Source organism: Brevibacillus sp. M2.1A, from assembly GCF_013284355.2.
GTDB lineage: Bacteria > Bacillota > Bacilli > Brevibacillales > Brevibacillaceae > Brevibacillus.
Map to the genome: position 1 here is coordinate 585001 of NZ_JABSUY020000001.1, position 7500 is coordinate 592500.

The 7500-nt window shown below is 45.3% G+C and carries 5 protein-coding genes and 1 rRNA gene (2 of these 6 cut by a window edge); 4 read left to right on the forward strand and 2 right to left on the reverse strand.

The annotated features are described in order from the left end of the window. Nucleotides 1–121, forward strand: a 23S ribosomal RNA gene (locus HP567_RS02730); it begins 2808 nt to the left of the window's first position. A 129-nt stretch (nt 122–250) separates the two neighbouring features. Then, on the forward strand, nt 251–1525 hold the full coding sequence (locus tag HP567_RS02735; protein ID WP_173612572.1) for an MFS transporter: 1275 nt from the start codon (nt 251–253) through the stop codon (nt 1523–1525). Nucleotides 1526–1586: 61 nt separating this feature from the next. On the opposite strand, the gene HP567_RS02740 is transcribed toward HP567_RS02735, so the two are convergent. Then, nucleotides 1587–2951, reverse strand: a complete 1365-nt coding sequence (locus HP567_RS02740; RefSeq protein ID WP_173612571.1) for a sensor histidine kinase — start codon at nt 2949–2951, stop codon at nt 1587–1589. Then, nucleotides 2948–3637, reverse strand: a complete 690-nt coding sequence (locus tag HP567_RS02745) for a response regulator transcription factor (RefSeq protein ID WP_173612570.1) — start codon at nt 3635–3637, stop codon at nt 2948–2950. The genes HP567_RS02740 and HP567_RS02745 overlap by 4 nt, the downstream gene beginning before the upstream one ends. Before the next feature lie 562 nt (nt 3638–4199). Here HP567_RS02745 and gyrA point away from each other — a divergent pair. Then, nucleotides 4200–6743, forward strand: coding sequence for a DNA gyrase subunit A (gyrA, locus tag HP567_RS02750; RefSeq protein WP_173612569.1), 2544 nt, complete (start codon nt 4200–4202; stop codon nt 6741–6743). A 165-nt stretch (nt 6744–6908) separates the two neighbouring features. Next, nucleotides 6909–7500: the 5' portion of an HD-GYP domain-containing protein gene (locus HP567_RS02755; RefSeq protein WP_173612568.1), read on the forward strand. The gene runs 500 nt beyond the window's last position; only the first 592 of its 1092 coding nucleotides appear in the window; the start codon lies at nt 6909–6911; its stop codon lies beyond the right edge, outside the window.

Genomic DNA, 7500 nt, shown 5'->3' on the forward strand with positions numbered 1-7500 from the left:
TGAGACTTCCCACAGCGCAAGCTGGTAAGACCCCTCATAGACGATGAGGTTGATAGGTTCGGTGTGGAAGCGCGGTAACGCGTGGAGCTGACGAATACTAATCGGTCGAGGACTTATCCACACACTTAGCAATCATGCAGATCCAGTTTTCAGGGAATAAAAGAAGCCATCCAGCTTGGATGGTTTTTTTGTACTTCTTTAAAACTGAAATTTCTGACGTCTATCATTTCGAAAAAGGAGTCATACCATTATGGAACAAGCTTCTTCGAGTCGGCTCCACTATGCCTGGATCATTGCAGGTGTCACCTTTTTTATCCTCTTGGTTGGCGCTGGAATTCGCTCAGCTCCTGGTGTTTTTATGGTTCCTGTTGAACAAGAATTTGGTTGGAGTCGCTCTTCTATCTCCATAGCGCTGTCGATTAATCTATTGCTATACGGATTAGTGGGCCCATTTGCAGCAGCAGTCATGGATCGATTCGGCATAAGGCGTATTACGATCATTGCTCTTATCTTGTTAGCATTGGGTTCCTCCCTCACGACTTGGATGCAGGCCTCCTGGCAATTGACGATACTATGGGGAGTGGTTGTTGGGCTCGGATCAGGATGCACGGCCTCCGTATTGGGAGCGATGATTGCAAATCGCTGGTTTGTGAAGCAACGAGGATTGGTTATGGGGATATTAACAGCGAGTGGTGCAACAGGACAGCTGGTATTTCTCCCTCTTCTTGCAAGCTTGGCTGAATCAGATGGCTGGCGTACGCCATCGTGGGTGATTGCAATAGCGGCTCTGATTTTGGTTCCGATTGTGGCTATCTTGATGCGTGACCGACCAAGTGATAAGGGACTTCAGGCATTTGGTGCGACGGAAGTTGATCAAGAAATAGAGGATACCAAGCAAAACCCTTTTCGTGCAGCAATTGATGGTTTAGTAAAAGGGTCTCGTTCCTTTGATTTCTGGTTGTTGGCTGGCAGCTTTTTTATTTGCGGTCTCTCTACAAATGGTTTAATCGGTACTCATTTTATAGCTGCTTGTATGGAGTACGGCATTCCAGCGGTAACGGCTGCAAGTTTACTCGCCCTCATAGGTATCTTTGATATTATTGGAACAACATTGTCTGGTTGGCTATCGGACCGTTTTAACAATCGTTGGCTCTTGTTTTGGTATTACGGTTTACGGGGATTTTCGTTAATGCTGCTTCCTGCAGCGCTATCCTCTTCTACGTTTACTTTGGGCTTATTCATTGTCTTCTATGGCTTAGATTGGGTAGCCACGGTTCCTCCAACACTTAAGTTGACAACCGATATTTTTGGAAAACAACAATCAGGAATTTTGTTTGGGTGGATATTGGCCGCACATCAATTAGGTGCTGCTGTGGCTGCCTACGGTGGAGGAGTCATTTATTCCATGTTGAATAGTTACTTCATCATGTTTATCATTGCTGGAATATTTTGCTTGATAGCTTCTGTCATGGTTATGCGGATTGGAAGGAACGCGCTCGCGGCGAAAATTTCCGGGAACATGTAGCGGTAAAATTATAGATGGAAAGAAAAACACCCGAGTAGACACTAGATCACTCGGGTGTTCGTTAGTTTTCAGGCTGCGGATACAAGGGGAGGTTGATGCGGAAAACGGCGCCGTGGAGTGGACCATTTTCTGCTTGGAGATAGCCGTGCGAACGTTCGATAATTGCTCGAGAAATAGCTAGCCCCAGTCCGACATCACCGTTTTTTCCTTTCACAAAACGATGAAATAAATGAGGGAGAAGTTCTTCCGCGATGCCCTCTCCATCATCTTGTACTTCTATTTGGAGTTGACGTTTGCCTGATTTGATTTCAATCGTGATCTGATTCTTGGCATGGCGTAAAGCATTTCCAATGATATTCAACAAGGCTTGAAGAAACTTTCCTTCATCGACGTACACGACGTCATTGGTTTTAGTCGGAAGTACTGAAATCGTTACATTGTGCTGGAGCTGCAAAGGGTGTAAGCGCTCAATGGCCCGAGTCACCAGGTCAGTAGCGGAATGCCATGAGGGATCGAACAAATTCTCTTCGCCCTCAAGTTTGGCCAACAATATAATTTCAGTCACAATATGCTTTAATCGATTGGTTTCCTCTACGATGACATCAAAACCTTTTTCAGCAGCAGCATCAACAAAAACACCATCGCGAATTCCCTCAGCATATCCTTGAATAGACATGAGAGGGGTTTTTAGCTCGTGGGAAGCATTCTGTAAAAATTGCCGCTGGATTTCATGAAAACGATCGAGTTCCTGTGCCATGGAGTAAACACTATTCGAGACCTCAGCAATTTCACCGCGTGCAGGAATGAGTTGGACCTCGGAAAAACGTCGTGCTTGAACCTTCTTTATTTCTCTCGTCAATTTATGGAGTGGCTTCACCATACTACGTGTAATAAAAAAGCTTAGCAAAATGGTAGATACAGCTCCAATCAAGACGATCAGTAATATGTTATTCGTCATCTCCATACGAATGTCTTTTAGTCCACGTACAGGAGAGGCTAGAATCAGTCTTTGCTTTTCGTCGTTTTTAAAAGGCAAGTTAACGACCACGTAATCATCGCTTCCGACCATCCATATGTTTCGATTTTGCCTTTTCTCCGCTTTACGCTCAAGAGCATCCATCCACTCATTCAAATTGGAAGAAGGCAGGGATGTGTAGAGCACTTTTTTCTTTTTGCCCAAGACTAAAACTTCTACCTTGCGATTGGAGACGAGAAGCTTTTCGAGTTCTGCGACTCCCTCTGTTTCAATCTTTACATTCGATTCGTTCATTTTTTCAATCCAGAATCGACCTTTTAGGTTTAATTCATTCTTTTGCTGCTCAATTAAATTATCCAGTAAAAACGAATTAATCAGAACAGCGGATACCCCCATGACAAGACAGAGAAGAAGGGCGAACATCAACGTAATGCGAAATTGGATACTCATTCATCCTTCGTTCCTTCCGAAGTTCGCAGGCGATACCCAAAGCCCCAAACCGTTTCGAGAGGGAGCTTGTCCAGCTTTTTTCGGATACGACGAATGAGATCATCAACCACTCGATCACTTCCAAAATAATCATAACCCCATATAAGAGAGAGCAGTTCATCACGGGAAAAAGCCCGATTCGGATGCTCCGATAAAAGGCTGAGCACCTGAAACTCTTTCGAGGTCACCTCAACTTCCTCCCCAAAAGAATATACGAGACGTTTTTCCTTATCTAATACCAGAGTGCTGTTAGCGGTTTCTTCCGTATGGGATTTCATCTGTTTCCAACGCTGGAGTGCCCGATTCACACGTGCCACTAATTCACGAGGGCTAAAAGGTTTGGTGAGATAATCGTCGCTTCCTAGCTCTAGTCCAAGAATTTTGTCTACTTCTTCGTCGCGAGCAGAAACCATGATAATAGGCGTTTCTGAGCCAGCTCGAATACGTCGGCAAAACTCATAGCCATTCATACCTGGCAACATAATGTCCAATACCCATAGATCGGGGGGATTCTCTTGCTCTAATGTAATAGCCTCTTCGGCTGATTCAACGGCAGTTGTAACATAGCCTTCCTTTTGCAGATAGGCTGCGATGATCTGACGAATATTGAGGTCATCGTCTACGATAGCAATGTGAAAGGTCTTCATAGGTTTCCTCCGCGAACCTGTAGATTCTCACTATATTGTACATCTTCAAACGGACTTAAGTAGTTGTTGTAGGCATTTCCCATACTTTTCCCATACTTGCCTACGATCCTTACAATAGTGTAAGGAAGTTGAAACCCAAATCGATAGGACTACATGTCTATTCCCTGTAAAATCAAAGTACATTCAATAAACGGAGGGATACACCATGAGAAAACTAGTACAGATGATCGCGATTACGTTCGGGTTGTTAATCGATACAAAGACAATGATTCGCTCCTCTGAATTGGAAATGGTCGTGAAGCTGTAAAGATGATGATAAATACATGTAAAAAAACATGAACTTCTAGGCGCCAGAATAAAGGGGCCTTTTTTTGTTTTGTGTAATGACCCAGCGTGAAACAAAGCTGGAATATTTAGGGGTAATATGAAATGCGTGAGTGTACGACCAAATTCCGAGGGAAATATTGGGGAAATAGATTGATTCAACTGGTTTTTTTGGACGTCTCCTCTCTCTGTATGGTATAATGAAGTATTGTGATAACCAGTTGGAGGTTTACCCTTTATGGCAGAAGAAACTGCTCGGTTTCCAAAAGTCGATATTAGCCACGAAATGAGAGAATCGTTCATTAGCTATGCGATGAGCGTTATCGTCAGTCGGGCTTTGCCTGACGTTCGCGATGGTTTGAAGCCTGTACACAGGCGTATTTTGTATGCCATGCACGATATGGGCCTTACTCCTGACAAGCCGTTCCGTAAATCGGCAAACGTTGTCGGGGAAGTAATGGCGAACTACCATCCGCATGGTGACTCTTCCATCTATGAAGCGATGGTACGTATGGCCCAAGATTTTAACATGCGCTACATGCTGGTTGAAGGGCAAGGGAACTTCGGTTCTGTAGACGGCGACCCGGCAGCGGCGATGCGTTATACGGAGTCGCGTTTTTCCAAGCTCGCGCTGGAGCTCTTGCGCGATATTGATAAAGAAACGGTCGATTTCATTCCTAACTACGACGGACGCAAAGAAGAGCCGGTTGTATTGCCTTCTCGTTTCCCGAACCTGCTTTTAAATGGTGCATCAGGGATTGCTGTAGGTATGGCTACCAATATTCCGCCGCATAACTTGACGGAAGTTATTGATGGTGTCATTGCCATGATCGACAATCCGGATATTACGATTCAAGATTTGATGAAGATTATCAAGGGACCTGACTTCCCTACAGCAGGGGAGATTCTCGGTTACAGTGGTATTCGCCGTGCCTATGAAACAGGTCGTGGTTCCATTATTATGCGCGCCAAAACCCAGATTGAAGAGGATGGAAAAGGCAAACCGCGCATCATCGTAACAGAGATCCCTTATCAGGTGAACAAGGCTAGACTCGTGGAAAAAATCGCGGAGCTAGTGCGTGAGAAAAAAATCGAAGGCATTACCGACCTTCGTGACGAGTCTGACCGCAAAGGAATGCGTATCGTCATGGAATTGCGCCGTGACGTCATTCCAAAGGTTGTATTGAACAATCTGTTTAAGCATACCCAAATGCAGTCTACATTTGGTGTGAATATGCTGGCACTCGTTGACAGTCGTCCGCGTGTATTGAATCTGCGTGACATGCTCTATTACTATTTGGAGCACCAACGTGTCATTATCCGCAGAAGGACCGAATACGATCTCAAGCAAGCAGAAGCCCGTGCTCATATCTTGGAAGGCTTGCGCATTGCATTGGATCATATTGACGAGATTATCAGCTTGATTCGTTCTTCTCAAACCACGGAAGAAGCTCGCACAGGACTCATGGAAAATTACTCCTTGTCCTACGAGCAGGCACAGGCCATTCTTGATATGCGTCTGCAACGCCTGACTGGTTTGGAACGAGAAAAAATCGAGAACGAATACCAAGAGCTCATGGTAAAAATCGCAGAACTGCGTGCTATTCTTGCGGACGAAGGCAAAATCTACGCGATCATCCGGGAAGAGCTGGGTGAGATCAAAGAGAAGTTTGGCGATGCAAGACGCACGGAAATTACATTCGATGAGAATCATATCGAAGATGCAGATTTGATCCCAGAGGAAGATGTGGTCATCACCCTGACGCATGACGGATATATCAAGCGTCTGCCTGTTTCCACCTATCGTTCGCAAAAACGTGGTGGACGTGGCGTGCAGGGGTTGGGAACCAAGGATGACGATTTTGTCGAGCATCTGTACATTACCAACTCGCATGATTACATCATGTTCTTCACGAGCAAAGGGAAGGTGTATCGCCTAAAAGGATTCGAGATTCCTGACCTGAGCCGGACAGCGAAAGGTACCCCAATCATCAATCTCATTCAGATTGAAAAAGGGGAACGGGTGAGTGCGGTAATCCCTGTGAAGGAGTTTGATCAAGAACATTACCTGTTCTTTGCGACCAAGAAGGGGATTATTAAGAAAACCACGCTTGAGTCCTATGAAAATATTCGCAAAGGCGGACTAATTGCGGTTAACCTGCGCGACGATGATGAGTTGATTGGTGTTCGTCTGACGGATGGCCAACAAGAAATCATTATGGGTACTCACAAAGGCATGTCCGTCCGTTTCAATGAGGGAGACGTACGCACGATGGGACGTAACGCCACCGGTGTGAAGGGGATTACCCTTGACGACGATGATGATGTCATCGATATGGACGTTATCAAACCAAATGCAGAAGTGCTCATTGTAACGGCGAATGGTTACGGAAAACGGACTCCTGTCGATGAATACCGCATTCAATCTCGTGGCGGTAAAGGAATTAAGACTCACAATGTTACGGATCGAAGCGGTCCGGTCGTCGGGCTGAAAGTCGTTGAACCTGAAGAAGATCTGATGATTATTACCACTTCCGGCATCATCATTCGTACAGAAATGAAAGGTATTTCTGTGATGGGGCGTTACACGCAAGGTGTGAAACTGATCCGTTTGTCTGAAAATGAGCAAGTGGGATCAGTCGCCAAATGTCCTCCGACTGAGGAAGAGGACATGTCAGATGAAGATGTGGAAGAGGGAATCGAAGATCTGCAAGACGGAGAGACTGTCGAAGCAACCGAGCCTACCGAACCTACCGAGTCTACCGAACCGACAGAGGAATAAAGAAAATCGCGACGAAAGCGTCCCGCATAATGTGGGGCGTTTTTTCGTGTAAGTGCAGAAAGTTTGTCCTGGCCAGTGCTTTTTTCCTGCAAATGGTTTGGGTTTGAAGTAAAATTGGGAAATGGATACTATATCATTAACAAGTTGGATCGGGTGGTGAGCAGGTTGCCCAATGTGGAAGTGAAACAACTGACTCTTGGAGCGAAATTGGCTGAAGACGTATTTACAGCATTGGGAGGCATTCTTTTTGCAAAAGGAACCCCTCTCTATGAAAGAGAAGTGCAATTCTTAGAAGCGTTCATGATCAAGCAGGTACAAGTAGAAGATTCGGGAGGGGCTTCGACTGACCAAGGGGAATCTCCTACAACTAAGGTAGAGGCGCCAGAAGCTTCTGATAAGTTTACTCAAGCTAAACCTGTGTTTCAGGAGTCATTTGATAGAGCAGTGTCTACACTAAAAAATTTGATGACCCGCGTACAAGGTGGCAATAACATACCCGTTATGGAAGTCAGAGAAGTTGTTACGCCGATCATTACGGAGTTTCAGCAGCAACCCCAAGTTCTCCTCTCCCTTCGGCGCTTTGCAAAGATGGATAGCTATGCTTATGAGCATGCCGTAGCGGTTGGGATGATTTCTTATATGATTGCAAAATGGGTCAAGGTACCAGAAAAAGAATGGATGCAGGTCGCATTGGCGGGTACATTGCTCGATATAGGAAAAACGAAAATTGATCGGCGGATATTGCAAAAACCAGGGA

Bases quoted from the DNA above. Each gene is read 5' to 3' on its own strand.
- HP567_RS02735 (WP_173612572.1), top strand. From the start codon at position 251: ATGGAACAAGCTTCTTCGAGTCGGCTCCACTATGCCTGGATCATTGCA.
- HP567_RS02740 (WP_173612571.1), bottom strand. From the start codon at position 2,951: ATGAGTATCCAATTTCGCATTACGTTGATGTTCGCCCTTCTTCTCTGT.
- HP567_RS02745 (WP_173612570.1), bottom strand. From the start codon at position 3,637: ATGAAGACCTTTCACATTGCTATCGTAGACGATGACCTCAATATTCGT.
- gyrA (WP_173612569.1), top strand. From the start codon at position 4,200: ATGGCAGAAGAAACTGCTCGGTTTCCAAAAGTCGATATTAGCCACGAA.